Annotated in this window: 26 protein-coding genes, 1 tRNA gene and 1 pseudogene; 9 read left to right on the forward strand and 19 right to left on the reverse strand. The window is 43.6% G+C overall.

The features are described 5' to 3' along the window. Positions 1-3: 3 nt before the first annotated feature. From DYE66_RS07590 to DYE66_RS07630, 9 genes and pseudogenes are all read right to left on the reverse strand, one after another. Positions 4-651: a Pr6Pr family membrane protein gene (locus DYE66_RS07590; RefSeq protein WP_167410115.1), complete on the reverse strand. Its 648-nt coding sequence runs from the start codon at positions 649-651 to the stop codon at positions 4-6. After that, entirely contained in the window at positions 645-1343 is a 699-nt protein-coding gene (locus DYE66_RS07595) for a type 1 glutamine amidotransferase domain-containing protein (RefSeq protein WP_115325085.1), read from the reverse strand. Before DYE66_RS07595 ends, DYE66_RS07590 begins: the two co-directional genes overlap by 7 nt. Positions 1344-1748: 405 nt before the next feature. Next, positions 1749-2450, reverse strand: a complete 702-nt coding sequence (gene pynA / locus DYE66_RS07600) for a pyrimidine 5'-nucleotidase PynA (RefSeq protein WP_002998388.1) — start codon at positions 2448-2450, stop codon at positions 1749-1751. A 232-nt stretch (positions 2451-2682) separates the two neighbouring features. Then, a complete protein-coding gene (locus tag DYE66_RS07605; RefSeq protein ID WP_002997684.1) occupies positions 2683-3537 on the reverse strand; it encodes a VOC family protein in 855 nt (284 codons plus the stop codon). Positions 3538-3650: 113 nt separating this feature from the next. After that, positions 3651-4079, reverse strand: a complete 429-nt coding sequence (locus DYE66_RS07610; protein WP_002997783.1) for an Rrf2 family transcriptional regulator — start codon at positions 4077-4079, stop codon at positions 3651-3653. 90 nt (positions 4080-4169) lie between these two features. Beyond that, positions 4170-4715, reverse strand: a pseudogene (locus DYE66_RS07615) (NADPH-dependent F420 reductase). 204 nt (positions 4716-4919) lie between these two features. Continuing rightward, on the reverse strand, positions 4920-5423 hold the full coding sequence (locus DYE66_RS07620) for a hypothetical protein (RefSeq protein WP_002997931.1): 504 nt from the start codon (positions 5421-5423) through the stop codon (positions 4920-4922). Between the two features lie 142 nt (positions 5424-5565). Further along, positions 5566-6699 carry a hypothetical protein gene (locus tag DYE66_RS07625; protein WP_244914167.1) on the reverse strand — a complete coding sequence of 378 codons (1134 nt, stop codon included), beginning with the start codon at positions 6697-6699 and terminating at the stop codon, positions 5566-5568. Between the two features lie 274 nt (positions 6700-6973). After that, positions 6974-7046, reverse strand: a tRNA-Thr gene (locus DYE66_RS07630). Positions 7047-7295: 249 nt separating this feature from the next. Here DYE66_RS07630 and DYE66_RS07635 point away from each other — a divergent pair. Next, a complete protein-coding gene (locus DYE66_RS07635) occupies positions 7296-7505 on the forward strand; it encodes a helix-turn-helix transcriptional regulator (protein ID WP_002997785.1) in 210 nt (69 codons plus the stop codon). A 484-nt stretch (positions 7506-7989) separates the two neighbouring features. Continuing rightward, positions 7990-8424 carry a hypothetical protein gene (locus DYE66_RS07640; protein WP_002998179.1) on the forward strand — a complete coding sequence of 145 codons (435 nt, stop codon included), beginning with the start codon at positions 7990-7992 and terminating at the stop codon, positions 8422-8424. Between the two features lie 510 nt (positions 8425-8934). Here the strand turns inward: DYE66_RS07640 and DYE66_RS07650 are convergent. After that, on the reverse strand, positions 8935-10086 hold the full coding sequence (locus DYE66_RS07650) for an Mbeg1-like protein (RefSeq protein ID WP_002998200.1): 1152 nt from the start codon (positions 10084-10086) through the stop codon (positions 8935-8937). A 135-nt stretch (positions 10087-10221) separates the two neighbouring features. Here DYE66_RS07650 and DYE66_RS07655 point away from each other — a divergent pair, with 135 nt between their 5' ends. Continuing rightward, positions 10222-10857: a Pr6Pr family membrane protein gene (locus tag DYE66_RS07655; RefSeq protein WP_002997996.1), complete on the forward strand. Its 636-nt coding sequence runs from the start codon at positions 10222-10224 to the stop codon at positions 10855-10857. A gap of 89 nt (positions 10858-10946) precedes the next feature. Here DYE66_RS07655 and DYE66_RS07660 read toward each other — a convergent pair whose 3' ends face one another. Together DYE66_RS07660 and DYE66_RS07665 are read right to left on the reverse strand one after the other, a co-directional pair. Continuing rightward, complete coding sequence (locus DYE66_RS07660) at positions 10947-12308, reverse strand: sensor histidine kinase (RefSeq protein ID WP_115325086.1); 1362 nt, start codon at positions 12306-12308, stop codon at positions 10947-10949. Then, positions 12305-13633, reverse strand: coding sequence for a sensor histidine kinase (locus DYE66_RS07665; RefSeq protein WP_115325087.1), 1329 nt, complete (start codon positions 13631-13633; stop codon positions 12305-12307). The genes DYE66_RS07660 and DYE66_RS07665 overlap by 4 nt, the downstream gene beginning before the upstream one ends. Positions 13634-13663: 30 nt before the next feature. Between DYE66_RS07665 and DYE66_RS10770 the strand changes: the two genes are divergently transcribed. Beyond that, positions 13664-13855: a hypothetical protein gene (locus DYE66_RS10770; RefSeq protein ID WP_002998550.1), complete on the forward strand. Its 192-nt coding sequence runs from the start codon at positions 13664-13666 to the stop codon at positions 13853-13855. A 113-nt stretch (positions 13856-13968) separates the two neighbouring features. On the opposite strand, the gene DYE66_RS07670 is transcribed toward DYE66_RS10770, so the two are convergent. Genes DYE66_RS07670 through DYE66_RS07680 form a run of 3 tightly spaced genes read right to left on the reverse strand, consistent with a single transcriptional unit; the run spans position 13969 to position 15317 of the window. Then, positions 13969-14436, reverse strand: a complete 468-nt coding sequence (locus DYE66_RS07670) for a GNAT family N-acetyltransferase (RefSeq protein WP_002998353.1) — start codon at positions 14434-14436, stop codon at positions 13969-13971. A gap of 15 nt (positions 14437-14451) precedes the next feature. Then, positions 14452-14820 carry a VOC family protein gene (locus tag DYE66_RS07675; protein WP_002998081.1) on the reverse strand — a complete coding sequence of 123 codons (369 nt, stop codon included), beginning with the start codon at positions 14818-14820 and terminating at the stop codon, positions 14452-14454. 56 nt (positions 14821-14876) lie between these two features. Continuing rightward, entirely contained in the window at positions 14877-15317 is a 441-nt protein-coding gene (locus tag DYE66_RS07680; protein ID WP_019787602.1) for a VOC family protein, read from the reverse strand. 334 nt (positions 15318-15651) lie between these two features. On the opposite strand from DYE66_RS07680, the gene DYE66_RS07685 reads away from it, so the two are divergent. The 5 genes from DYE66_RS07685 to DYE66_RS07705 all read left to right on the forward strand — a co-directional run bounded on the left by DYE66_RS07685 (position 15652) and on the right by DYE66_RS07705 (position 19427). Continuing rightward, a complete protein-coding gene (locus DYE66_RS07685) occupies positions 15652-15990 on the forward strand; it encodes a hypothetical protein (RefSeq protein ID WP_002998393.1) in 339 nt (112 codons plus the stop codon). A 67-nt stretch (positions 15991-16057) separates the two neighbouring features. Further along, positions 16058-16741, forward strand: a complete 684-nt coding sequence (locus tag DYE66_RS07690; RefSeq protein WP_002997764.1) for a hypothetical protein — start codon at positions 16058-16060, stop codon at positions 16739-16741. A 209-nt stretch (positions 16742-16950) separates the two neighbouring features. Further along, on the forward strand, positions 16951-18186 hold the full coding sequence (gene fabF / locus DYE66_RS07695) for a beta-ketoacyl-ACP synthase II (protein ID WP_002998054.1): 1236 nt from the start codon (positions 16951-16953) through the stop codon (positions 18184-18186). 153 nt (positions 18187-18339) lie between these two features. Further along, positions 18340-18774: a hypothetical protein gene (locus tag DYE66_RS07700; protein ID WP_002998284.1), complete on the forward strand. Its 435-nt coding sequence runs from the start codon at positions 18340-18342 to the stop codon at positions 18772-18774. 338 nt (positions 18775-19112) lie between these two features. Beyond that, entirely contained in the window at positions 19113-19427 is a 315-nt protein-coding gene (locus tag DYE66_RS07705) for a DUF805 domain-containing protein (RefSeq protein WP_002997860.1), read from the forward strand. An 89-nt stretch (positions 19428-19516) separates the two neighbouring features. Here DYE66_RS07705 and msrB read toward each other — a convergent pair whose 3' ends face one another. The 4 genes from msrB to metK all read right to left on the reverse strand — a co-directional run bounded on the left by msrB (position 19517) and on the right by metK (position 23551). Then, positions 19517-19951 (reverse strand): peptide-methionine (R)-S-oxide reductase MsrB, encoded by a 435-nt coding sequence (gene msrB, locus DYE66_RS07710; RefSeq protein ID WP_002998104.1) that lies wholly within the window; start codon positions 19949-19951, stop codon positions 19517-19519. A gap of 9 nt (positions 19952-19960) precedes the next feature. Next, positions 19961-20596 carry an SDR family oxidoreductase gene (locus DYE66_RS07715; RefSeq protein WP_002998301.1) on the reverse strand — a complete coding sequence of 212 codons (636 nt, stop codon included), beginning with the start codon at positions 20594-20596 and terminating at the stop codon, positions 19961-19963. Positions 20597-20808: 212 nt separating this feature from the next. Further along, positions 20809-22068, reverse strand: a complete 1260-nt coding sequence (locus DYE66_RS07720; protein WP_019787598.1) for a UDP-N-acetylglucosamine 1-carboxyvinyltransferase — start codon at positions 22066-22068, stop codon at positions 20809-20811. 295 nt (positions 22069-22363) lie between these two features. Continuing rightward, on the reverse strand, positions 22364-23551 hold the full coding sequence (gene metK, locus DYE66_RS07725; protein WP_002998451.1) for a methionine adenosyltransferase: 1188 nt from the start codon (positions 23549-23551) through the stop codon (positions 22364-22366). Positions 23552-23881 lie beyond the last annotated feature (330 nt).

Raw genomic sequence — 23881 nt, forward strand, 5'->3', positions numbered from 1 at the left:
TTTTTAACTCCTGCTTTTGCTGGCTAGGTCCAAGCCATAATTGGCTAGACAAAAAAGATAACCCAGGATGAGGTAAAAAACAAAGAGTCCCAAACAATTTTTAAGGACAAAGCCCCAACCATACTTATAGACATTGACAAAGTAATAAGGGAAGGGACTGTCTACAGCACCTGGAATGGCCCACTTGGTCACAAAACCGTTAAAAAGAGCCAGGAAACTATAGGCTAATTGAAAAAGTAACCAAGCGATAGGATCCCAAATTCTATAGTTTTTCCTTGGGTCAAATAGGAGACTATCAAGGAGAAAGCCCAAGGGAAGAATATAGTGAACCAAGAAATTCTCTAAATTCCAATAGGCTTGCGCTGTCACCAAAGGAGCCAAGAAGAAATGGTAAACGATAGGTAAACGATAAAGGGAATCAAAATCATTTACCGTCAAGCCACCCTTAAAGCGTAAAAATTTGTGACTGAGTAAAGTAGCCTCCTTCTTTTGAGCCATCCAGTATAGAGTGACTCCTAAAAATACGACGACGGCCAAGTTGGATAAAATGGTATAGTAAAGTAGCCTCCCTAGCCCATACTTAAAGAGCTGGAGGCCGAGACCCAAAATTCCCAGGATAAACAAGATTCTGCGGTAGTATGTCACTAGCATTCCTCTTCTCCTAGCAGGAGGCCAGCCAGAGTTCTGGCTAATTCCTTAGTAGACTGTGGATTTTGCCCAGTTATCAGCTTGCCATCAGTCAAGACGTGAGAATGAAAGGGATTAGCCTCTACATAGTCGGCTCCCATTCTCTCCAATCGGTCTTGCAGGAGAAAGGGAACGTGGTCGCTATGGCCGACATAAAGCTCTTCAGCATTGGAATAGCCTGTCACCCTTTTTCCTTCAACCCAGGCCTCGCCATCAACTTCAAGCTGGGGATTGGTCAGGGCTGCAGTACCATGACAGATAGTCGCTACTGGCTTTTGGGCTGCGCTCATGGCTAAGATCCAGTCAGCTACCTGAGGATCGCGGGCAAAGTCATACATAGCCCCGTGCCCCCCTGTAAAATAAAGGCCCGAATAATCAGCTGGCTCAAGCTTGTCCAGAGCTAGTGAATTGACCAAGCTTGACATAAAAGCAAGGTCATCGTAATAATCCATGCTCTCTTGATCCATAAACTGCTCCGTCAGGCTAAAAGGATCCAGAGGAATTTCCCCTCCTTTAAGGCTGGCAATTTGATAGGGCAGACCTTTCTCTTCCATGATGGCAATAAAATGCGTCAGCTCTCCCAACCAAAGGCCTGTTGGAATCTCCTGTCCCTCGTAATGGTTTTGATTGGTTGCTAAAATTAATAGTGGTTTCATGATTCTCTCCCTCTCATGTTTAAAATACTGTGATTAGAGGACATAGCTTCCCAATCGCTTATGACCTCAACTTCTTAAATCGATAATGTTCCCACTTCTCTCTCCACAAAAAATCTCTAAAACGACCCAACCTGTCTCCCCAGACTTGCATCTCTCTGGAGTCGTTTTTTCAAAAATTTTATGATTGCTAGCCAATGAAAATCAAATTAGCCCAGGTGTAAGACTTGCTGGAAATACAAGTGCCAGCCAGAGCGAGTCCCTCAAGGGAAGATATTGATTTTAAAGGCGTATTATAAAAAGTATCTGAACTTACTAATTATACCCTGTTAGGAAAGGAAGAACAAGTAAAAAAACCTTGGAAACAAGGCATTTTAGGGTGGTTTTAAGTTATAGCTCAAATCATCCCTATTCACTCCTCTGACCATGAAGGAGTTGCAAGAGCTCTGAATAAGAGGTGACTGTGTAAGTCGGTATCGCTGGGCTGGTGTTTTCCTTTCTTTCAGGATTGTACCAAACCGTATCCAGACCAGCATTATTGCCACCTTGAATATCAGCAGTTAGACTATCGCCGATAAAAAGGGCCTGATCCTTAGCAAATCCAGGAATCTGGTCTGCTAGCACTTGGAAGAATTCCTTATCAGGCTTTTGATAGCCTGTTTGTTCTGAAATAAAGACCTGCTTGAAATAGGGCTTAATATCAGAAGCCCTCAGGCGACCTTCCTGAATACGCGTAATGCCGTTGGTTGCCCCGTATATCTGATAACCTGAGACTGTCAGTTCAGCTAGGAGCTCCTTAGCACCAGCAAAGGTCTGACCCTGATTCATCAAAAAGGACTGATACTTCTCAGCGTAGACCTTCCCGTCAACCACTTTACCAAAATGCTCAAAAAGTAGAGCAAAACGACTGTTGACCAGCTCTTCCTTTGAAATTTTCTTAGCCTCCAAATCCAGCCAGAGTTGCTGATTCATGGGCTTATAGTAGGCCTTATAGGCTGTCACATCATCGACCTCTTCCGCCTCCAGCATTTGTGTCAGGGCAACTTCTTCCGCCGCTTCGAAGTCTAGGAGGGTGTGGTCAAGGTCGAAAAGTAAAAATTTATAGGTCAAATTCAAGCTCCTTTCTGGGTAGCAAGGAATTATTTTGGGTGAGTTAATAAAACAGCCTTAGCGGTTAATCCTTTCCTTACTCCTTGCATTTTCCACTAGTATGCCAGCCACTAAAAGACTCGGCTTTTCCTCAACAGTCATTGACAGTTTCAAACTCCCAAGTCAGGCTTAGTTGAGCCCTACTCACTAGTGCCCAGCAAATTTCTTTAGGATAGCCCCTATTATACAATGATTATAGTGATTTCTCCAGCTCCACCACTATCCGATTGCCAACAATATCCTCAATAAGCAAATCGTTCTCATTGGCTGCAAGCAAGGATTTAAGAGCCCGAGCTCTCTCTTCAATAGTTTTCAGATAAGCCGAGTCCTTGACAAATACTTGGACATGGTTGAGTCCAGGAAGGCCCTGACTTCGTTTAGCTAAACCTGGTCCAGCCCAGTGATTAAAGGCAAAATGATGGTGATAGCCACCATCAGCAATCCAACTGGCCGTTGAAAAGGCCTGATTTTCCTTAATCTCAAAGAGATGCCGATAAAAGGCTGATAGCTTGGCAGCATTAGAAACACTATAGTGGAAATGCCCCATCTTAGTTCCTGCTGGCATTTGATAGCCCGCATAATCGCCATGGGCTGATGCTAAAACACCATCGCCATCCATTTCTTCGGTGATACCCAAAATCTTATCACCCTGAATATCCCACTGCGGTACTGGCTTGTTGCGGTAGATTTCAATACCGTTGCCTTCGGTATCATTGAGGTAAATGGCTTCGCTGTAGCCATGGTCACTGGCACCTTGCAGAGGGACATTATTAACCAAAGCATGTCGGAGGAAGTCTCCAAGGTCGCTACGACTGGGAAGTAAAATAGCAAAGTGATAGAGACCATAAGCTTCTACTTCACTTGCTGGCACTTCCTCCAATCGCAGCAGGTCAAGCCCGCTGTCCTTAATCCCCAAATTAACCCAGCCTTGACCTCGGTCCAATATTGCTAGTCCTAGGACCTGCTTGTAAAATCTAGTTTGTAGGTCCAAGTTAGCCACATTCAAGACCACTCGTCCTAATCGTATTCTTGATTGATAGTCGTACATTCTTTTCCTTTCTTAAGTCAGTTATAAATCTCTAATTAGTAATTATTGCTTCTAAATAAGAGGTTGGAATCTCGCTCCAACCTCTTATTTGCTTCTTGCTTAGTTAGGACTTCTTAGCCACCAATATTTGCCAAAATTTCATCCATCATGTCCTGCAAGCTGATAGCCCTCATTTCATCGTAGGCAGCTTTCGCTACCCTCTGGTAAAAACTTGGTAGAACCTTAGGAACATTGCTACCGATTGGACAGTCAGGGTTGGTACTTTCGTCAACCTTAAGCAGGCCATCGGTTTCAACCGCCTCGAAGACATCATAAAAAGAAATGTCCTTGGGGGCCTTGGCCAACTGAGGCTTGGCTGCTCCCACCTTGGTAATCAAGAGACCTGCCTTACTGAGATTGGACATCAGCCGACGAACAAGACCCGGATTGGTCCCAACAGAGTCGGCGATGGTCTGGCTGGAAATCTTAGGCAAGCGCTCCTGATTGAGGGCAATATAGCTTAAAATATGTAGAGCATCGCTCAGTTTATGAGATTGTTTCATCTTTAATCACTCCATTTATTCCTTCTCTAGTTATTACTATAGCCTATCCAAGGACAAATGGCAAATCTGAAAAAATCACACTTCGATGACTTATTTAAAAATACCAAAGCCACCTGTCCAGGCAATTTTTTCTTGGGCAGCTAGGCTAATTTGTAAGAAGCCCATAGCTTCCAATTCACGTGCTCGTTTCAGACTACCAGCATCCATAGCTTGGACGTCGCCACCCTTGAGAGCCTCCATGATAGCTTCCTTAGCATCCGCATGGTCAGAAGCAAAGAGGGCGGCTACCAGCTACCTTACCGCTTGCCAGAGTAGCGCCGAAGGTCGTATTGAAGCCTTTGACTACCTTAGCAGTTGGGCTGTTGCAGAAGAATCTGCTGGAACGGTCAATTCATCGAAGGTTTGGAAGTTGACAGGGTTAGTAATATCGATGACGATTTTACCAGCAAAATTCTCCTGGTTTGCCGCTGCGATGCCTTCAAGAGCTGGGTAAGGCACAGCCAAAACGATGATGTCGCCAAAGCTAGTCGCAGGTTCTTCCGTTGTTGAGAAGTTGACGCTGTTACCAGCTTTTTCAAAAACAGATGCGATGGCTGTCCCCATATTACCTTTACCAAAAATTGTTACTGTAGACATAGTTTTTTCTCCTATTTAAAAAATGATTTATATAGATGTTTCTTTTTGTTTAACAGCTTATAGATATAGTATAACCTGTTGTTTTTAAAATGGCAATTATTTTGCTCAGAAATTGGAGATTAACTTTATTCCATCACTACTACTGAAAAAAGCCACCCTCTTGGATGACTTGTGAATTCTTGATATTTTGCTTTCATCAAGATCCTAAAAATTAGGAAATATCCTTGGGGGTCTTGGGCGAATGATGGCGACTATTAGGATAGGAAGCGAAATCACTTTACTTAGGAATTCAAGAATAGTTATAACCAAATAGCCTGTAGCATCTGCCTGCAAGAAATAGGCCATGGCTATCAGGAAAAGAATGAGGTCAACTGATACCGTTAGAATTAGAAAAGACTTGGTGATGATTTTATCCTTAAATAGGCTCAGGGAAAGCAGGGAAAAGAAGGGAGGGACTAGAATCAAGGCCAGCCCAAACAAGACGATAGGAAAAACCATTGCCACTGTCGTTATGACACCTGCCATTTCTTCTTTAGAATAGGAGGTTGCCTGAAAATGCCCCGTTAAGGCCACACTCCAAATGACCATAAAAAGGATGGCCAAAATCTGAAAGACCAGGGCAAACTTCAGCAAGCATCTAGTCTTTATCCTTGCCCTCTCTTCTATGGAAGGGCTTAGGAAGTCATCGTAGGGTTGAAAGAGATTCATATTCAATCCTCCTTTTTAGGAATTTAAGTGATTAACCGGTGGGTTTGTAGGAGAGCCAACTGCTTGCCCAGCTTTTCTTTCCTGTCCAATCCTCTTATTGAGCATGACCAGAAACGTCATCAGGGCAATTTGCGAGGCCAAACTAAGAATGCCACCCATCCAGATTGACCAATTTTCTAGGCCCCCCTGCTTGAGTTACAAAGTAGGTGGGGACTTGTACAAGCAACCTAGTAGCTAGCGCGATTAGAATCCCAGTAGCTGGTAAACGATGGCGGATGTTTTTGACAGCTACAATTATGGGCAAGACTAGAGCAGCGACATCAATGGCCCCCGAAATTAGACTGAATACAATCAAGAGGAAAATAATGGACATGAAAGAGCCGCTTCCCTCAAAGAATCCAGATTGAAATAAATAGGCAATGATAACAACTAGAGGATAAAGTAAGTCAACGTTGCCTGTCATGACTCCTGCTGAAATCATAAAGCCTATCGAAGCTACTTGCAAGCAAAAATCTAGAATGACGAGGTTAAGCGACCAAACAATCAATCCAGATGAAGGTTTTTTCACCATAGATTTTCCTTTCAAATTTGTCTTGACCTGAGCTGCTTCTTGGACCTTTGCAGGCAGGCTCCCTTCTTTTACCCTTTCCGGAATCTGTGGGCTTATATCGCCCCTGGTCAGAGAATTTTTGACTGCTGGTACCTTCTTGTTCATAACCCCAGACACAGTTGGCTGGCTTTGATAGCTTAAGTCCCTTTTTTCTCGCCGAGCTTGTCCAAATAATCGACTAGCCAAAACCAGAGCGAAAATTTTTGAACCCAGAAAAGCGAAAAAAGAGAAGTAGATTAGGATTACCACACTCTCTAACCTGAAGAGAATAGGGAGTAAAGCCAAAAAGGGAGTAAGAACCTGCAGAACCAGACAGATGAAGAATCCCCTAAAAATAGATTTAGCATTCTTCCGACTACTAGCAGCAAAAAGACTAATACTGGTCGCAAGCCAGGTAAAGACCAAATCAATTAAGCTAGCAGACATTAGGGCAAAGAGGTAAACCGCAAAAATACCAATCAATTGGGTAAATGATCCTATAAATTCTATAAACCTAGCCACATCACTGCCACCAGAACTTGTAGACAGGTCACCCAAGCTACTCGACTGAACGAATACCGTTGCAATCGTTATAGCGATGACTGAAAGAATCGGCCCAATCACCAGGCTGGTAATTTCCAAACCGAGCGCCCAATTAACAAGGGCATTTGAAGATTTCTTTTCCATATTTTCACCTATAAATAATTTTCTGTTTAAATCACTGATAAATTGAGAAGGTCAACCCGCAAACGATTTTTTAACACATTCCTATATTCTAAACTTGACTCCTAGATTGGGTTAAGGGTGCTCGAAGGGCTACATACTTATCCAGCAAAATAAGCCGAGTCAAAAATACGGTTTTCCCCTTGGACTTCCTAGGCTTCCTATCTACAATAAACTTATCCTTTTCTTCAAAAAAAGGTGACACCGCTAAGCCGTGCCACCACTTGTCTATGAAGAATGCCGATTGCAGGAATTGAACCTACGACCTACGCGTTACGAGTGCGTTGCTCTACCTACTGAGCTAAATCGGCTACTGCTCCTATAGTTTACCAATTTGTTACAGACCTGTCAAGATATTTACCTTGTTTTTTTCTTAAAAAAATTGGCTGAATTGGAATTGGCTTCTAACTAGCTACTGAACTCCCACAAAAAAGCTATTAAGTTAGGACAACCCACTTGAAAGAAACAAAAATTTCCGGCAAAAATGTCATGTATAATTGACACTATCTGATTTTCTGTTATACTGGGGATGTAATATATATATGACATTGGGAGTAGACATGAATCGCGTTAAAGAATTTCGCCAGTTAAAAAAATTGTCGCAACTGGCCTTGGCTAGGGAAATTGGTGTGGCTAGGCAAACTATCAATCTGATTGAAAATGGGAAGTACAACCCTTCGCTTGAACTTTGTATCAAGCTTGCTAAAAGTCTAGACACCGACCTTAACAGCCTCTTCTGGGAGGTCAGTGACAGGTCTCCAAGAGACTAATACTCTTCAAAAATCAAAACTATCCCACGGATAAAGTTACTCTATAGTTTTCATTAGAGTGACTACGAAAACTACGATTGTAGTTTTCTATATCCCTGACTAACTCTGTATAAACTGTGGTAACGACAGTTTATACCTCGTGTCGCATCGTTAACTCACTTTGCCGTACTTGCTGAGGAAAGCAAAGCTTTCCCTTTTGGCAGTCTAGAAAGTCTGTTGATTTTGATGAAGAAAAATATATGAGACTCAGGCAGAATACAACAAGCAAGTTAAAATATTTAGGAAAGGAATCCTTTTTGGAACCTTACTTTTTCTCTTCTTCATGTATGTTATCATTCCTCTTGATGAGCACAAGAAGGACTATTGGGACTACCTTTTGACGCCCAAGCACATTATTGCTAGTCTTTGTGCCGGATTGATTTGGGGCCTATTGATGTACTATTTCCTCAGACCTAGAAAATTTTTTTAAAAAAGGAAGGCGAAAATGAAACTTTGGACGAATCTAAAAAATAGCATAAGTCTAGAATCAGGTTATGATGAATTGCAAAAGGAAATTTTCAATGAATTTGATGCTAGAGCTTACCGGTTAGGGAGATTGATTTCAGCACTTCCCAACTTTATATTCTTTCTCTTGATTTTCAAGTGGCCCTTGGCTTCAGCCATCGGATTCTTTACCACCTATATCATCCAAGCCTTCTTTCAACTCAGATTGGAAAGGCAAAAAATTAGAAGGTTGCGACAACTTCAATTGGATAAAGTTTATATTGAAGATGTCGAATATCATGCCACTCTAAGAAAATGGAAAATGGGTGCTACTATTTTTGGTGCAAGCATATCTGCACTCTTCACCCCCGTCATGATTTTGACTTATAGTCTTTTAAGAGGCCAATCATTTTTAGCTAGCCTCTTCTCAGCGTAGTCTGTTATTTTCTTATTATTTATGGCTGTTAATGGCTTATCTTTCTACTTTCTTATAAAGAGAAAGATAAGAGTCGAAAGCACTGAAAATATCGAAGATACAGAAGAACAGCTTCGAGAAACTATCAAGCTTAAGGGTTGGATAAAATTCCTTGGACTATTTTTCCTTATGTCTATCCTTATCTTCCTCCTAGACCTCTTTATGGCTAAAGATCCTGCACTCGTCTTCCAACATCCACTAAAACCTATCAGACACGCCCTTCCAATCAGCCTTATTGTAACAATTATTAGCTATTTCACCGGTAGCATAAACAGTCCCCCTAGTAAGAAAAAGAAATAGGCTAGCTAAAATTCGGAGCTGGGCAAAAAGTCCTGAATTAACAAAATCGCATGAAATCTTTCGTTTAAAAACGCTGATTTCATGCGATTTCTTATTTTTAAAATCTGAGAAAATTAGTGAGATTTTGAGTTTTTGCCCAGCTCCTTTTATAACATTTTCTCCTCCTTTTTCTCATTTCATCCCTGGACCCAGGATGCCTTTTAGTTTATCGGACAACTGGTCCAGCTTGAGCACTTCCACTTCTTGTAGGCGGGATTTGATAAAAATGCTTAAAAGACTGGTAGCCGATTTGCCCAGTAGCTGTCTTTTCTCGGCAGGTAATTGTGAGAAAGCCGTCATAATGGTCCTAGCACTTTGGAGGACATCAGCCTGGAGTACATCTAGGGTAGCGACATCATTCTCCAAGAAAAGGTCAAAGACCGTATCAAAGATGGTTTTCAGCTCCTCTTGAGAAAGTTCCTCAGTCCATTGGCTAAAGGTGACTTCCATAGCCCTACTAAGTTCTGACTGACCTGACGCCCATTTCCAATCCACCCCTTCGACTTCCCACTTACTAACATTGTGTTGGAAGGTGCCAAGGGCCTTACTTTCGACGAAGGAGCTGGGAATATCATGTTTTAACATACTACCAACAATGGAATCCTTGGGCCTTAAGCAGAGAACCTTGGGACTAATGGTCTTGTAGCCTGGGCTCTCCAAAATGTGGTCGTGCAGGCCTGGTGCATCCAGAAGTAACAAATGGTCAATTCTTGCCTGTAAATGCTCTGGCAGGCAAGAAGCCGCATAAAGTGCCAGATTGCCTCCCTTAGAATGACCGGTTAGTGTATAAGTCTCTTCGTTCTCTTGCAAAATCTTCTGCAGATAGTCCAGGGCCTGGCGCTGAGCTGGAATTTCATCCAGATAGGTCATCTTAAAGTCTTCTTTCCAGCCGATGAAGGTCTCATCCGTCCCTCGAAAAACAACCTGATGATGGTGGATAGCAGGAAGCTCCATGACCATGGCCGCAAACTGTTTTTCAAATTGGGGGTCGATATCATTGATGTAAGCCCTCACGCTCAAGCCCTGATAACGGGGAGCATCCAAGACGGTTTCTAACAAGGCGACTCGCTCTTTGGTAACCGAGAAAGAATAGAGAACCGACTGACCACTAGCATCAAAGTCCTCCTTTAATTTTTGTAGGCTGACAGGTCTTTCTAAAGACTGGTCCTGCCCCAATGGAAGATAGCCCAATTCATTGATGATAGCTAGGTCAATGCTATTTAAAGTCAGTTCTGAAAAAGATTTTTCCCCGTAAATTTTGGCGTAGTCTAAAAAGGTTGGCATAATGTTTTCTCCCTTGTCATTACTTTCAGTATAGCATATTTTTAAAGATTTCTAAAAATTAGACAAGCAGGCTAGGCGAATACTCCTAACTATGGTACTATAGGAAAAACTATAAAACTTAGGAGTCCGACAGTTATGTCCCTGACACAAATTTATCGTCTCTTTTTTGGTCTCTGTGGCCTGATTGGGGTTGGCATGCAGATTAGTCAAAATGGTTTTGGCATGTTGCTTTATTACACAGTCCTTTCCAATATTGTGGTCTTTTCCAGCCACTTCTACCATCTCTACCTTGAAGCCAAGGGACAATCCATCAACCAACATTCTGGTCTCCTGAGGATTAAGGGGAGCACAACCCTAGTGATTACCCTGACCTTTCTGGTCTACCATTTTATGCTGGCGCCCAGGGTTTCGGCTGCTGACTACTGGAACATCCGAAACTTCCTAGTCCATTATATTGCCCCGCTGGGAATGATTTTTGACACTCTTCTCTTTGATAAAAAGAGGGTTTACAAGCTACTAGATCCCATTTTCTGGACAGTCATGCCAATCCTCTACTGTATCTGGGCTCTCTTAAATGGATTTTTCATCAAGTGGCCTATTCCAGATTCAACGGTCAGCCCCTTTCCCTACTTCTTCCTCAATGTGCCTAAGGAAGGCTGGTCCTATGTCCTGACCTATATCTTGGTTTTAACCATCTTCTACATTCTCCTAGGCTACCTGCTTTTGGTCCTGAAAAAATTTCTGGGACCGAAGCCGAAGAGAATTTCTTGATACTAAAAAGGAGCACCAGTCGGGCGCTCCTTTTAATATGGTTTTAGGTTCAACAGAGAAAAGAGACTAGACCTAGCCTTGAAAAACCACTAGCTAGCTACTGGCTTTTCTTGCTGGTTGTCATTTTCAACCATGGCTAGGGTTTGGCGGAAGCTATAATCTGACGACCGTGTGGATAGGCTGACGTTGGCGTATTCAGAAATAATCCGCTCAACATTGGCCAGACCAATCCCACGGTTGCTCCCCTTAGAAGAAAATCCATCTTCAAAGATATGGCTGATAGGAACCTGCTCGTCCTTCGTCGAATTTTCAATCACGAAGAACTGCTGGTTATCAACCCTAAAATAGGCCACACTAATGGCTTTTTCTTCTGACTCCTTGGCTGCCTCGATGGCATTGTCACTTAAAATCCCAATCAGGGTCACCAAATCGATAATCTTCATGGGAATGTCATCAATCTGGTCGGGTGCTTCAATGGTCACCTCAATACCTGCTTCCTGGGCCTGTAAAATCTTGGCCGACAGCATACTTTTAATCGGAGAAACATGAATAGCTGACAGTTTACCAATATCGCTATTTTTGGAGCGACTGATTTCTTGGGCCTGGTTGGTATTCCCCAGAATTTGCTGGTAGGTCTTTCTTATCTTTGCGATGTCTTGGCTAACAATACTCTTGGCCATTTTTTCCAGCGCAGACTGATAGTCTCGCTTGAAGCTGGCCAATTCATCATAGAGGACCTCTACTCGGTGATTATAGGTCTCTAAGTTTGAGATATGGAGTTCCCTATCGTTCTCAATATCCTTTTTCAGGGTCATACGAACCCAGCGGTTGAAACCAAACAGGAACCAAGCAAAGATAGGAACAGCCGCAAAGACGACCTTGTTTCGGTTGGCGGTAAGCCAATCAATGGTGGGGTCATTATGAATATGACTTAAGAGATAGATACCATATAGGATCAGGTAGGAAACAACCAGTCCGATTGTTATCTCAATCAAGAATTTATTGACCCGCTTACTACGACTATTGGTAATGGACTTAAAATTCAAATTGAAGACCGTATGGATAACCCAGTACTCAGGAATAACCAAAAGATTAGCAATCAAGATCTGGTAGATGGGGTATTCTGCCAAATTCATCTGGTTGGGGTCAACCCCAAAGACGATATAGTAAGAAATACTCAGCAAAAATTCTAGGCCAATCGCGGTATAAAAGGAAAAGAAAACCAGTCGACGCTTGGGTTCAAACTTAAAGAAAATAAAGGAGATCAATAAGAGGTGAACCACATCAACAATAGTTCCCAGTCTCAGATTAAAGTAGATTAATAAGGCAGAGACCAGAGAGGCGGGAAGCAGCTTTTTCAAAGGAAGGCTGAGTTTACTAATCCAAGTAAAAACATACCAACCAGACCAAAAGAGGGCCCAAGAATAGAGAAAACATTTCATAAAAATCATGATGCCACCTCCCTTCTAACATGCAATTCTTGATAGAAGGTCTGATCGTGAGTACCCTGCGTAAATTCTAGACTGTGGTAATGGTTAAGTACCTTGCGACTATCCGTTTTTAAGTCCTCTAACTGCTCCAAATCTTCTGCCTGATAGGGTGTAAATTCAAGGCCATAAGTTTGCAGGTCATCTTTTTCAATAATTCTAACCGTTAAAACTGCCGAAGGATTTTTTTCAAACCAGGGCTCAATCCGGTCAAACATTTCTGAAAAGATAGTCAGACCGGCCGAACTTGGGCTACCACAGTCCTTAATCATTTCAGGAATGGAAAGGATGAGGCGATGGTTTTTCTTCTCGAATTCATTGAGTTTGACAAAGAGGAAGGACTTGACCTCAGGCACCATAATATTGATTAATTTTGCCTGCCGATCCTTGGATTCCAAACCAGCTATATTCTCCTGGAAAATCTCATCGAAGACCTTGGTAATCAGTTTAATATCCCCACTATCAATACTTCCCTTTAGGCTAAGGAGAATATTATTATAATCGTGACGGAAGGACCGAACCGATTGGTAAAACTCTTCAATTTGCTGGCTATATGATTCTAGACTTTCCAGGTACTGCTTTTGCTCTTTACGCCTCAAATCTTTGAGATATTCCCGGGAGAAATAGTCAATCAGAATAAGCACCTTCATCAGGATCACCGCATAGACTACTGCAACAATTAGGAAGACAATGGACAAAGGCATACCGAGAATGCTTTTGACATGCAGGGCTTCAAGTAGCAAAAGGAGATGCTGAAAGACATAGTAACTGGCCATCTCACCAAAGGTCACCCAAAAATTGCTCTGGGTCTGCCTATCCAACCAGACACTGTTTTTCATTGAGATATAGTCAATCTGATAGAACTCCCTCAGGAAGCGCTCCAATAAGATGACCGCAATGAGGATAAGCATTTCCCAGATAAAATTCTGGTTGAGATAGGTAAAGGAATGATCCGAGAAAAAGGGAAACAAGATTCTTGCCGTGAAATTCCAGAGAATGGAATAGAGAACAGGTGGAAAGAGGGCAAAGAAAAAGTTCTCCATAAAGGGCCGACGGGGCATATTGATCGAAATAACGACTAGGTAGACCAGGAGCCCAACCGTAACTTCTCCAATATAGGGCGCCAAAAGCATAGATAGCAGTATATGGATACCAACTATGAGGCTAACCTTATAGAACTTGGGCCTGATTCCAGTAACATAGGTAAAAAATGACCACTGCGATGAGCAGATAAGCAACTTCAACATGAAAAGCTGAAATACAGCTGTTGAGAATAATATCAGGGACATAATCGTCCTTTCAAATTAAGATAGTGTTACTTGAATATTTTACCACAATACCAAGGTCCTGAAAACCTGAAAAATCAGTTGCTAGGAACATTGTTAAAAAAAGCAAAAATTCTCAGAAAAAGCTTCGATACTAAAAGCCTTACCAAAATTCAAGGTTCCAAGCCCCAAGAAAAAATCCCCGCACTTCCTGCAAGGATCTTAAGTCTCTTTGATTTTCCCTAGGCTAGTATAAAGTTCTACTAAGGCTTAAACTGGACCTGTTCTACTCACTGGGTAAGGAAGATCTAGAAGCCCCATAAAGGTAATTAACAAGGATGTCCTTGTCTTCTACTTTTCTAGAGGATTTCCTCCATGGATGTGAATTGCTCCTTGAGCCCTTGGTGCTTATAGAAGCGCAGAGCTCCTTTATTAGCATTCCAGACATGGAGGGTCAGATTGTAACAACCTAGGTCTTTGGCATAGGCACGCGCAAAATCGAAAAGCTCCTGACCAATCCCTTGACCTCTGCTTCCATCAGCCACGCAAAGGTCATCAATAAAGAGAGTCTTATGTTCCTGATCATTTTGACCAGCATGATTTTCAATAATGGTAAAGAGGTGACCGAGAATCTTACCTTCTTGATCCTCATAGACAAAAATTGGCTTGCTATCGTCTGGGATTAACTTTTCCAAATCCTGACGACTGAATTTCTTCCCCTTCTCTCTAAAGAGATCAGGTCTGGCCTGATGATGGATCAAAAGAATTTCCTCCAAGAGCTGTTCCAAAGCAGGAATATCCGCTAACTGCGCACGCCTAATTGCCATTGTCTTACCTCCGTATTATACACCCTTAACGGCATAATAGTTGCCACTAGGGCTAGCAAAGTTAAAGTTGGGGAAAGGCTCTGTCTGGATGGGGCCAATTTTATCCGTCAATTCAGCAATCTTGGCATGGAGCATCAAGAGCTCCTCGCTCTCAAACAAAAGACTAGGCTGATGATTTAGGACCTCAGGGGATACCTGACGGATGAAATCCTTAGCATAGACCGTAAAGACCACCGAACTATCCAAGGTTGGTCTCATACTGAAATTGAGAAAACCCATTTCTTCTTTTTCTTCTTCAATCCTACAGCCGATGGCCTGCCAAAATTCTCGCTCAGCAGCCACATCATCGACATAGAGCATTACTCCCACTTCTTTATTAATCATTTTCTACCTCTTATTATAGTATTCTTTTCAATAATTTGTCCTTAGATTCCCTAATTTTAAAAATTAACCGTTTCCGACACGAAGCCCCCAATATCTGTATTGATTTGCCAGGTTAAACCAAACTTATCCACGATAATGCCATAGGCAGGGCTCCAAGGAGTCTCCTGCAATTCCATCTCAATATGGCGAGCCTCTACCGCTAATTTATCGAAAAGTTCACGAGCCTGGTCGGCATCGTCAACCTGTAAACAAGCAGATACATTATTACCAACGACATAATAACCTTCAGGATTGTTGTCAGAAATCTGCAGACGAATGCCATTAATATCAAGTTGTGCATTCAAGAGCAGGTCCTTGTTTTCCTCAGGACAATCAGGTATGGCTTGACCAAAGGTTGTCTTGCTCAGGATTTTGGCCTCAAAGACCTGAGCATAAAAATCGACAGCCGCTTGGCCGTCTTTGTCGGTAACCAGATATAGTTCAATTGCTTTAATCATTTCTTTCCCCTATTTTTTGATACTTAAACATAGTACTATATCGAAATAGTTTGGTCAATCAAACTGTTTGGAGATTAGGCGTGATGCCCGCTAACCAAGATTTCTAGGGCTCACAGGCCCCCTCAACTTCTGCTAAAACTTTATGTCAGTGACTAGAAAAACACCATCCTAAACTATCCCATCACCCCTGAGGGAGCAAGATTTTTCATCAAGTTTAGACCCACAAGGGACCAAAAATCACCTAGTACGCTCCGCCAAAGTCACCAAGCACGCTTCGCCTATTGATTTATTGGGAGGGTTTGCTATACTAGGCTAAAAGTATTTTGGAGGAAACATGTCACGAGAACAATTACTTAATAGAAATAGCCGAGTTGGCCTCTACGGTGGTAGCCTGACCCTTCTCCTTTCCCTGATTTATCTGGCCCTTCTCCATTGGAATTTACCCGGTCAGAATTTTCTAGGAATAGGTATTGCCATCTTTCGCTTGCCCATCACCATCTTTGGTCTCATCGGCTTTTTCAAACTTAGAGATGAGGTCAGCCTGGCCAATCTGGGCCAACTCTTACTTGCCATCACTTTCTTACTCAGTCCCTATATCAATATCCTCCCAGACCTGCTTGCCCTACTTGGAGGCTGGCTCTGTCATCGCGAGGCCAGAAAACCACAGAAGTAAGATAGAGACTTGCTTTTCTGCCTAGTATTTGTTAGCCTAGAAGGAAATAAATGGAGGTTATTTACATATGTCAAATGAAAAAACTTTTGTCAAAACAGCCGGCTTAATTGCCCTTATTGGTGGGATTGCCACCCTTCTACTACACTTTGTTAAATGGGGCCTTGCAATTTCAGCTCTAAACGCTGATGAGCCAGATACATTAATTCCAATCTTTGTCATTTTCGGTTTTATTATCGCTGCCATTCGGGTTCCAGCCTTTATTTATGGAATTATGGGGGCTAATAAGTTCTCAAAAGATCCTCGGGTCAATTCCGCTGCTTCAATTTTATTGATTGTCGCTTTTGGTATCAATGTTATTCCATACTTTGGTATCGTTGCTGATGTTCTTTCTATCGTTGCCGGAGGACTTTTCCTAGCCTCCGTGAATAAGCTAGATCAACCGGCACCGGATTATGATGCCTTTGGAATGCCAATCAATCCGGCTTTCCCACAAAATCCAGCCAATGGTTTTGCCAATAATCCTAGTCAAGAACCACAAGCCCAAGACTACACCAATCCAGCTCCAACTTTCAATCCTAATCCTGCTCCACAAGAGGCGCCAACTCCTCAAAATCCTGTAAATGGATTTGCTAATGGAACCGTTCAAGAGCCATTGGCTCAGGATAATGCCTTCGCAAATCCAGCTGACCAGCAAGCCAAGGCTGAACCAAGCTTCAATCCACAAGCGGGCAATTCAGAAAACCATCAATAATAGAATAGGTCGCTTCTTATTTCAAGCAACTCCAGCCGACTGACTGGAGTATTTTGTTCCCAAGTTCAGCTACTCATCACAACCCTAAGTATTGAAGGCATCCTAGAAAAATTTGGTTTTTCCTGTACATCCAGTCAATTGAAAATCCTAGTCCATCAGGCTAATTCAGCCTAGTATGAAGCAAAATTTTAACAGAAATAGAGGTATAGATGAATAAAAATCGTGTCGTTATCACAGGCTATGGCCTAACTACTGCCATCGGTCACACTCCCCAAGAGGTCTGGCACAGCCTAGTCCAAGGTAAAATCGGCATCAAAGCTCTGACTCGCTTTGATGCCAGTCAGACAAGCGCCTCTAATGTCGGAGAAATTAGGGATTTCCCCTTTAATCGCTATTTTGCCAATCAAAACAAGGAGCGCTATGACCTCAGCACCTGGTATGCGCTCTATGCCGCAAATGCAGCCTTAGAACATTCTGGTCTTGGGCAGATTTCAGCTGAGGATCAGGAGCGAACAGGCGTCTATCTCTCGACGACCGTCGGAGGTCTCAAGGAATTTCAGGACGAAATTATCGCCATGGATGACCATGGACTAGACGCAGTCAAACCGACCTTTCTCAGCAAGGCCCTCTATAATATGCCAGCTCTAAATGTTGCAGCGGCACTAGGTGCTAAGGGTAGCTCTAAATGTATTGCGACAGCCTGCTCCTCCTCCAACGATGCTATTGGTCAAGCCTTTCGGGACATCAAATACGGCAACCTGGATATAATCTTAGCCGGTGGAGCCGAAGCTCCCATCACAGAGATTGGACTGGGAGGTTTTGATGCCCTGACAGCTGTATCGAGAACCAAGGACCCTTCACGCTCTTCTATTCCCTTTGACAAGGACCGCAATGGCTTTGTCATGGGAGAAGGGGCTGGCCTTTTGGTTCTAGAAAGTCTAGACCATGCGCAAAAGCGGGGAGCCAAGATTTTCGCCGAAATTATTGGTTATGGGAGCAATTGCGATGCCTACCATCTAACCAGCCCTTCCCCTAACGGCATTGGCGCTAAAAAGGCCCTTCAACTAGCCCTGAGGGAGGCTGACCTCTCCCCTGACCAAGTTGACTATATCAATGCCCACGGGACTTCCACCCCTGCTAATGATTTGGCAGAGAGCCAGGCCATTGTCAGCCTCTTTGGACGTCAGCTCCCTGTCTCTTCGACCAAGTCCTTCACCGGCCACCTCCAAGGGGCAACAGGCGCTGTTGAGGCCATCATTACCATTGAAGCCCTCCGCCACAACTACCTGCCCATGACAGCAGGCACTAAGAAGCTGGATCCTGATGTTGAGGCCAATATCATTCTAGGCCAAGGCCAAGAAGCAGACGTCACCTATGCCCTCTCCAACACCTTTGGTTTCGGTGGGGACAATGCCGTTCTAGCCTTTAAGAAATGGCAAGATTAGGGGAACTCTTTAAATGAGGAACTCAACTAGGATTATAAGAGTGCCGAGACCTCTTCAACAGTCTAACAAAATTAAGAATATTTTAATATTACCTTGCCTTTACTGGGTAAATTTGTTAGACTAGGAGAGTAAAAATAAAAAGGAGTTTATTTTATGAATAACGATACCAATACTGATGGCTTGAAGAAGCTGGCCTTGACCAATGGTGTGGTCGGAATTGTCTGCCCAATTCTTTCTTTTATGATTCGAATTATTGGCTTAACTATGGTTAGTTCCAAGATTGCTAATTCAGGAAAATCACTTAATGCTCAAGAAATTTTCCAAACACAGATACCAGTTTACTTGGTTTCTGCCATTCCTGGTCTAGTTGTCTTGATTTTGGGAATTGTTGCTATAGTGCAATTTAGAAAAGCAGACAATAAGGCTGTTCCACTTGCAGCACATATCCTTCTCATCGTAGGAGGGGCCTTGAGCTTGCTATTTGGTCTTTTTGGAGAAATTCCAGAGTTAATCGGAGGTATTCTCTACCTTACTTCACTTGGGAAGTTCAACCGTCCTCAATTCCCTGACCAAACTATCCAACAATAAGTTTATCCTTGATTTAAAAACTTCCTCTGGTCGATAAAACCAGTGGAAGTTTTTTATGTCTAGGTCCGCATCTTTTAGAACGATAGGGTGATGAAGCCGGTAGCCTTAGTAGTCCCAATCAGTTTGGCCAAAGTGCTCAACCGGATGAAAATAGGAGTGTTGAAAGACACTTTGATTTTCAAAGTAGTTTGACATTCAATAAAAAGTCCGGTAAACTTAAGCTATTCTAAATTTAAGGAGTATCTATTTTATGATTGAAGCTTATAAGAACTATTGGAAACAAATATGTGGACTTTGAAGGACGGACCAGCCGTTCTGGATTCTGGTAGGTTGTTTTAGTGAACTCCCTGATTTCCATAGCCTTTTATATTATTATTATTGCTATCGTTGGTGGCGCTGCTACTAGTTATTCAGATGCCCCTTCAACTGGTTTCATTGCTTCCATGGGAATTTTTGGAATCCTACTTATGATTTGGGGATCGGCTAATATTTGCCCAGGCATTGCCCTGATTGTCCGTCGCCTACGTGATGCTGGTTACCATTGGGCCTTCATTTTCATCCAATTTATTCCCTTTGGCAGTATTGCCCTGTTGGTTCTTCTTTCCATGCCAACCAAGCAAGTTCCAAATGACTTTAATAACTTTCAACCCTAAGCTCTAATTAGAAACGCCTTGCCTAGCAGGGTGTTTTTTCATGGGCTAAAAAATCCCACCTAGTCATAAACCAAGTGGAACTATTACAATTATGCTTCCTCAAATATCTTCAACCAATCTCCATAACCGGCTTCTTGCATTTGGTCATAGGGAATGAATTGCAGGGCTGCCGAGTTGATACAGTAGCGTAGGCCACCCTTATCTATTGGACCATCATTGAAAACATGACCCAGGTGGGAATTGGCCTGTCGGCTCCGAACCTCAATCCTATGCATCCCTAATGAATTATCCTCATGGTTGGTCAGCATGCGATTTTCAATGGGCTTGGTGAAGGCTGGCCAACCGCAGCCTGAATCATACTTATCTAGCGATGAGAAGAGAACCTCTCCGCTGACGACATCAACATAGATACCCTTGTCAAAGAAATCATCATAGGAACCGCTAAAGGCTGGCTCAGTTGCTGCATTTTGCGTGACTTCATAGGCTAAATCGCCAATTTGCTGACGAAGATTTTTTTCTACCATAAACACCTCCTATAGTTTGGCCATACTAGCATCAATCGGTTGGCTACCCGATAGCATTTGGATGACCTTCCTCTTAGTATTGGGATACTCGATAATTTTTGCTAGAACTTCGGCGGCATCAGGAATAGGATTGCGACCAACCTTTTCAGGAGCAAAGGTTACTAGTCCCCTTCCTTCCTCTTCTGCCAGACCACCAGGTTGCAAAATCGTATAGTCAAGCTGGGTCTGATTGATGAGATAGTTATCAGCAAAGAACTTGGCGATATTGTAATCAGTCAATTGGTCCAGGCCTGCTTGATTCCACTTTTCTGGCTCTGTAGCAAAGAGGGAACTGAGCAGGATGAAACGCTTGCCACCTGCTTGTTCCGTAGCCTGCATGGACTTAACGGCTCCAAAAGCATCGGTTTGCAGGAGGTCCTTACCCCTGGAACCCGCTAAGAAATAGACCACATCCATCCCTACTAGACTCTTTGCCAGCACTTCTACTGAGTCATGAAGATCAAAGTGAATGGGCTTAATCTGCTGGGTCTCTTGGATCTTACTCAAATCTCTTAGGCCAGCATAGATGGTATGACCCTGTTTAACGAGTTTCTTTGTTAATTCTTGGGCCACTCGGCCATTAGCCCCGATAATAAAAATATTCATTTTCTACTCCCTTCAAATACCTGTCTATAGGCTTGAAACTTTCTAAACCTATTTTATCCCTTCTCATGATTATCTATCCAAAAATTGCTATGGAGAAAGTTGGATAGCCCCCTCCTATGCAAATCGAATGGTTTTCATCGTTATAGGAAGGCCTTTGTCACTCTTATTCAACCTATCAAAAAACTGATCCACAGTCGTGAATCAGTCTTTTTTCAGTCTTCAACTAATTGAATATCAGCACCTAGGGCGGTTAATTTTTCAATTATATTGGCATAACCCCGCAGGATAAATTCGATATTGGTGATTTCTGTCCGTCCTTGAGCCATGAGTCCAGCGGTGACAAGGGCCGCACCTGCTCGCAAGTCTGTCGCCTTGACCGCTGCACCAGTTAATTGGCTAGGGCCATTGTAGACGATTTTACCACCCAAGACAGAAATGTCTGCCCCCATCCGAGCCAATTCAGGGACATGATTAACCCGTTTTTCATAGATGGTATCAAGAATAGACCCTCGACCGTGAGCCGTCAATAAAAGCGGAGTGATGGGCTGTTGCAGGTCTGTCGCAAAGCCAGGATAGGGCGCGGTTCGAACAGAAATGGCCTTGAGATTGTCTTGCTTTTCAACGAAGATCGCATCCTCATCAACGGTCATCCGCACGCCCATTTCTTCCAGCTTGGAAATGAAACTATCCAAGTGTTCGTAGAGAACGTTGGTAATCCGCACACCCTCACCTATAGCTGCCGCCATGGCAATATAGGTGCCAGCTTCAATCCGGTCAGGAATAACTTGATGACGAGTTCCACCAAGACGGTCAACCCCATCAATAGTGATAATATTGGTTCCAGCCCCACGGACATGGGCCCCCATATTATTGAGCAGGGTCGCCACATCAATGATTTCAGGCTCCCGAGCAGCATTTTCAATCACGGTTCGACCTTGGGCCTTGACGGCCGCCAGCATGGTATTGATGGTCGCTCCGACACTGACCGTATCCATATAGATATGGGCCCCTTGCATGGCTCTGCCATCAGTCGCTAAGCGCATGGCTTCTTCCTCATAGGAAATACTAGCTCCCATAGCTTCAAAAGCCTTGAGGTGGAGGTCAATAGGGCGGGGGCCTAGATCACAGCCCCCAGGTAGGCCGACAACCGCCTGTCCGAAACGGCCTAGGAGACTTCCATAGAAATAATAGGAAGCACGCAGACTGTTGATTTTCCCAAAAGGCATGGGCATATCTTTGACACCACGGGGGTCAATTTCTAGCGTTTCACCATCACGCTTGACCTTAGCCCCCATGATTTCCATGATTTCTACCAGACTATCCACATCGCTGATGGCCGGCACACCATCCAAGGTCACGATGTCGTCTGCTAGAATAATGGCGGGAATCAGGGCAACGACCGAATTCTTGGCACCTGATACAGCCACTTCACCAGAGAGAGGCTTGCCACCATTGATTATAATTTTTCGCATAGCTTAATTTCTTTCTATCACTGATTTGAACCTTTTTATTATAGCAGAGATTAAGGAATTTGACAATCGGATGAAAATTTTTGACTTGACAGTTCCAGCACTGCATCTGCTGTACAGGCTCGGCTCTTATCAAATGACAGAAGGGCCTGTCTAATCAAGTTTTCTTATCTATAGCATCCGAGCATAACCACCTGTCAAACAGATGATTTGCACAAGGGTTATCAGCCCCCAAAATCGACCAGCGCCCAAAACGTTAGCAAAAAACTACACTCCATCAGGAATGTAGTTGAGTGCTTTATTGAACGGCTGCCTTGAGGGCATCCACCTTGTCCAATTTTTCCCAAGGCAGGTCGATATCGGTCCGACCCATGTGGCCGTAGGCGGCAGTTTGACGGTAGATTGGCCGTTTGAGGTCCAACATTTTGATAATTCCTGCTGGGCGGAGGTCAAAGTTTTCCCGGACTGCTGCTTCTAGCTTGCTTTCAGAAACTTTTCCTGTTCCAAAGGTATCCACCCGAACAGAAACCGGATGGGCAACCCCGATAGCGTAGGCCAGCTGAACTTCTGCCTTGTCGGCCAAGCCAGCAGCGACAATATTTTTAGCAATATAGCGAGCGGCGTAGGAAGCCGAGCGGTCAACCTTGGTAGCATCCTTACCAGAGAAGGCCCCACCACCGTGCCGGGCATAGCCACCATAGGTATCGACAATAATCTTACGTCCAGTCAGACCAGAATCCCCCTGGGGACCACCGATAACGAAACGACCGGTTGGATTGACATAGTACTTAGTCTTGTCATCCAGATATTCTGCTGGGATAACAGCCTTGATGACTTGCTCAATCACATCCTGACGAATCTGCTCTTGTGACACATCAGGGTCGTGTTGGGTGGAAATGACCACGGTATCCACCCGAACAGGTTGGTCCATCTCGTCGTATTCAACCGTCACCTGAGACTTGGCATCAGGTCGCAGGTAACTGATAGCACCAGACTTGCGGAGTTCCGCCAATTTATGAACCAGCTTGTGAGACAGGGAAATTGGCAAGGGCATGAGTTCGGGTGTTTCATTGATCGCAAAACCAAACATGAGACCTTGGTCACCAGCCCCAATCAAACTGAGCTCATCCTCTTGCCCCTCGCGTGCTTCTAAGGCTTGATTAACCCCTTGGGCAATATCAGGCGACTGCTCAATCAGGGATGGGTGAACCCCAACCGAATCGGCTGCAAAACCATAATCGGCATTGGTATAACCAATATCAGCAATGGTATCACGAACCACCCGGTTAATATCGACATAGGCTGTCGTGGAGATTTCCCCAAAGACATGAACCGAACCCGTATAGACCGCTGTCTCGGCAGCGACATGGGCATCTGGGTCCTGCTCCAAAATAGCATCTAGGATAGCATCCGAAATCTGATCGGCAATCTTATCGGGATGTCCCTCCGAAACCGACTCAGACGTGAAAAGTTTACGTTCTGACATAAAAATGTCCCCCCTTAAAATAGAATGGCGTCAACTTACTCTAGCATAGCAAAGATTGGAATTCAGATTGTTACGACGGATTTTTGGCCAATCGATATCATTGGCCAAAAAATCCTAGTAAGTCGACTAGCCAAGACCCCATGGGGCTTGGCGTCCAACAAGGAGCAACTTTCAGTTGCCCTTGTTGGTGTCGAGTTACAAAGAACCGGTCTCTCAAGCTCGACCCAAAATAGGATATAACTATCCGTTTCTGAACTTGAGATAGCGAGGCTAAAAGGCTTAGGGGTTAGAAGGCGCCGGCGAAGATTAGACTAAGGTCTATCAAGCCAA

Origin of the sequence: Streptococcus downei MFe28 (genome assembly GCF_900459175.1) — a bacterium.
GTDB lineage: Bacteria > Bacillota > Bacilli > Lactobacillales > Streptococcaceae > Streptococcus > Streptococcus downei.

What these genes read in the sequence shown, in the direction of transcription:
- DYE66_RS07650 (WP_002998200.1), bottom strand. Translation starts at nt 10,086, where the DNA reads ATGCCAACCTTTTTAGACTACGCCAAAATTTACGGGGAAAAATCTTTT.
- DYE66_RS07620 (WP_002997931.1), bottom strand. Translation starts at nt 5,423, where the DNA reads ATGAATCTCTTTCAACCCTACGATGACTTCCTAAGCCCTTCCATAGAA.
- metK (WP_002998451.1), bottom strand. Translation starts at nt 23,551, where the DNA reads ATGTCAGAACGTAAACTTTTCACGTCTGAGTCGGTTTCGGAGGGACAT.
- DYE66_RS07680 (WP_019787602.1), bottom strand. Translation starts at nt 15,317, where the DNA reads ATGATTAAAGCAATTGAACTATATCTGGTTACCGACAAAGACGGCCAA.
- DYE66_RS07610 (WP_002997783.1), bottom strand. Translation starts at nt 4,079, where the DNA reads ATGAAACAATCTCATAAACTGAGCGATGCTCTACATATTTTAAGCTAT.
- DYE66_RS07670 (WP_002998353.1), bottom strand. Translation starts at nt 14,436, where the DNA reads ATGGCAATTAGGCGTGCGCAGTTAGCGGATATTCCTGCTTTGGAACAG.
- DYE66_RS07690 (WP_002997764.1), top strand. Translation starts at nt 16,058, where the DNA reads ATGTCAAATGAAAAAACTTTTGTCAAAACAGCCGGCTTAATTGCCCTT.
- DYE66_RS07640 (WP_002998179.1), top strand. Translation starts at nt 7,990, where the DNA reads ATGAAACTTTGGACGAATCTAAAAAATAGCATAAGTCTAGAATCAGGT.
- DYE66_RS07685 (WP_002998393.1), top strand. Translation starts at nt 15,652, where the DNA reads ATGTCACGAGAACAATTACTTAATAGAAATAGCCGAGTTGGCCTCTAC.
- DYE66_RS07590 (WP_167410115.1), bottom strand. Translation starts at nt 651, where the DNA reads ATGCTAGTGACATACTACCGCAGAATCTTGTTTATCCTGGGAATTTTG.
- msrB (WP_002998104.1), bottom strand. Translation starts at nt 19,951, where the DNA reads ATGGTAGAAAAAAATCTTCGTCAGCAAATTGGCGATTTAGCCTATGAA.
- DYE66_RS07720 (WP_019787598.1), bottom strand. Translation starts at nt 22,068, where the DNA reads ATGCGAAAAATTATAATCAATGGTGGCAAGCCTCTCTCTGGTGAAGTG.
- DYE66_RS07635 (WP_002997785.1), top strand. Translation starts at nt 7,296, where the DNA reads ATGAATCGCGTTAAAGAATTTCGCCAGTTAAAAAAATTGTCGCAACTG.
- DYE66_RS07605 (WP_002997684.1), bottom strand. Translation starts at nt 3,537, where the DNA reads ATGTACGACTATCAATCAAGAATACGATTAGGACGAGTGGTCTTGAAT.
- fabF (WP_002998054.1), top strand. Translation starts at nt 16,951, where the DNA reads ATGAATAAAAATCGTGTCGTTATCACAGGCTATGGCCTAACTACTGCC.
- DYE66_RS07660 (WP_115325086.1), bottom strand. Translation starts at nt 12,308, where the DNA reads ATGATTTTTATGAAATGTTTTCTCTATTCTTGGGCCCTCTTTTGGTCT.
- DYE66_RS07595 (WP_115325085.1), bottom strand. Translation starts at nt 1,343, where the DNA reads ATGAAACCACTATTAATTTTAGCAACCAATCAAAACCATTACGAGGGA.
- DYE66_RS07700 (WP_002998284.1), top strand. Translation starts at nt 18,340, where the DNA reads ATGAATAACGATACCAATACTGATGGCTTGAAGAAGCTGGCCTTGACC.
- DYE66_RS07715 (WP_002998301.1), bottom strand. Translation starts at nt 20,596, where the DNA reads ATGAATATTTTTATTATCGGGGCTAATGGCCGAGTGGCCCAAGAATTA.
- DYE66_RS07675 (WP_002998081.1), bottom strand. Translation starts at nt 14,820, where the DNA reads ATGATTAATAAAGAAGTGGGAGTAATGCTCTATGTCGATGATGTGGCT.
- DYE66_RS07665 (WP_115325087.1), bottom strand. Translation starts at nt 13,633, where the DNA reads ATGTCCCTGATATTATTCTCAACAGCTGTATTTCAGCTTTTCATGTTG.
- DYE66_RS07655 (WP_002997996.1), top strand. Translation starts at nt 10,222, where the DNA reads ATGTCCCTGACACAAATTTATCGTCTCTTTTTTGGTCTCTGTGGCCTG.
- DYE66_RS07625 (WP_244914167.1), bottom strand. Translation starts at nt 6,699, where the DNA reads ATGGAAAAGAAATCTTCAAATGCCCTTGTTAATTGGGCGCTCGGTTTG.